The organism is Okeania sp. (assembly GCF_983059655.1).
In genome coordinates this window covers 1-2,049 of record NZ_CEZPJD010001108.1, presented here as the reverse complement: position 1 = coordinate 2,049, position 2,049 = coordinate 1, and the positions used below count along the sequence as shown (strand labels likewise).

Below are 2,049 nucleotides of genomic sequence, written 5' to 3'. Positions count from 1 at the left end.
ATCGTAATATTGGTCATTTCAGTTATCAGTTATCAGTTATCAGTTAGCCTCCTATTCGGAGGAACTTCGTTATCAGTACCGACCGCTGTTTGCGCAGCATTGCCTAGGAAAGCCAGAATTAAGAAAATAATCAAGTTTACTTTCTTTTGGTCATTGGATATGGCAAGGTTTTTTCGCCATTCAATTCTACGGGAAGCTTTGAAGTTCGACTGCTTTCTTGGTCGATTGGATATGGCGAGGAGACCCGCTCTTGACAGAGCCACTCCGCTTTATATGTTGCGGAGCAAAACGCCATCCCACCCTACGGGAAGCTACGCTAACAACCGCTTTTCATTCCCTTAAAAGGGAGGCTTGAGATCTATTTTTTTTGTCATGATGGTGTGTTATTTTCTTCGATTGCGCTAGTTTCCAAAGTGGGATTATCTTTTGCCAACTTCATCACACCCACCAACATCAAAGCTTGAATTGAAAAGCCAATTACAATTGCGGTTAAGATAACTGCCTGGGGAACGGGGTCGGAATAAGCAACATTTTTAGTTTCGTCGGCAATTGGTGTAAACAAACCATCCAGCGATGCTACTAGCACATAATAGGCAATAACTCCCGTACTCATAATATCCATTGAGACGATTTTCATCACCAGATTTTTCTTAAAGATAATGCCGAAAAATCCACATAATATGGTAAAAAATATGCAAGCTTCTAACATGAAAATTAACTAATTAATTGTTTTTTTTGCAAAAATTTAATGTTTAAATTACAAAAAATTAAGGATAAAATATCCATAATTCAGGTAATATAAGAATGAATTTCACAAACAATCAAAGACTTATGCCAGTTGAAATTAACTGACTAAATTGACTGAACATGAGTATATTTTACAATTGCATAAAATAATAGATGAGAAAACTTCAGATTAAAGTCATCTCTTCTGTAGTCAATACATAATTAATTTTTATTTCCCTGGTTAACTACTCTTTTTTGTTTTTAAGTTATCTAAAATTTATAGCAATTTGGACTCAATGAAGTACAGAGTTCTTAGATGTTCAGGGAATTGTTGAACTAATTAAGATTAAGCTGTACTAAATTAACTACCAATATGCTATACATTATTAAACATGAAATTGGGTCAAAAGAGAAGAGGCGTTTTAATATTAGTTCTGATACCTGGTTAGATTAAGTATTAATTCTGCTATGGGTGCTTAAGAAAAATAATCATGATTTTTATAGTGCTTGGTTAAAATTGGCCAGGTTAGTATCGATCAGTTCAATCAATTATAAATTTTCCCATCTAGCTTTTACAACTTGATGCATAAAGAAAAAAGCTGCCTTTACTTGGTTGGCCATAAGTTTACTCTTCTGATTATAATTAGTTTTGATAATTAACTAATACCAGTTTGAAAAAAGAATTTTATAAATATAGCAATCCTAAATAGGTTGCGACAAATAAAAAAGTAGATAAAAAAACTAAAACTCTTACCTGTTCCCTGTTCCCTGTTCCCTGTTCCCTAAAAAGCAGTAAGATTTTTGACACGAAGAAAATAGGATTGCTATATAGTAAAGCTATGGAGTTAAATTATTTTAATATTTATATTGACTAAAACATATAGATTTGATTTCTCCTGACTACTGACTATTGTACGTCGCCAATTAGACCCATCCCTTAAATAACTACTAAAAACACCTTAAGTAGGTCTTGCTGATTCAATATCGCGCGCATTGATTGATATTGGTTTTAGCAATTTATGTCTATTAAAAGTATTAGTTTTTGAGTTGTGAAGATTTAAAAAGTGAGGATTTTAGGGTCGCTATGGCAGAAAAATAACTTTGACTATGATGAATGGCCACTGACTTTATAATTCCCATTTATTCTACCTCTTAACTACTCCCTACTGCCTACAAAGAGCAAAAAGACTTTATGAGCCCAAACCCTAATTTAAAGCAGATTCCACCTTATGTGAGGTATAGACATCGCAGGTAAAATGCCCACAATTGTATCATTTAATTTTTAATATTTGTACTCCATATACTTAGAATCTGCTATGTTTT

1 protein-coding gene is annotated in these 2,049 nt (G+C 33.2%); it reads right to left on the bottom strand.

Going from position 1 to position 2,049, the window contains the following annotated elements; genetic code table 11:
- Window positions 1-370 precede the first annotated feature (370 nt).
- Window positions 371-709 carry a cation:proton antiporter subunit C gene (locus AC3DU7_RS32265; RefSeq protein ID WP_488043304.1) on the bottom strand — a complete coding sequence of 113 codons (339 nt, stop codon included), beginning with the start codon at window positions 707-709 and terminating at the stop codon, window positions 371-373.
- Window positions 710-2,049: the final 1,340 nt, after the last annotated feature.

Coding starts and splice junctions, on each gene's coding strand:
- AC3DU7_RS32265 (WP_488043304.1), bottom strand. CDS start 709: ATGTTAGAAGCTTGCATATTTTTTACCATATTATGTGGATTTTTCGGC.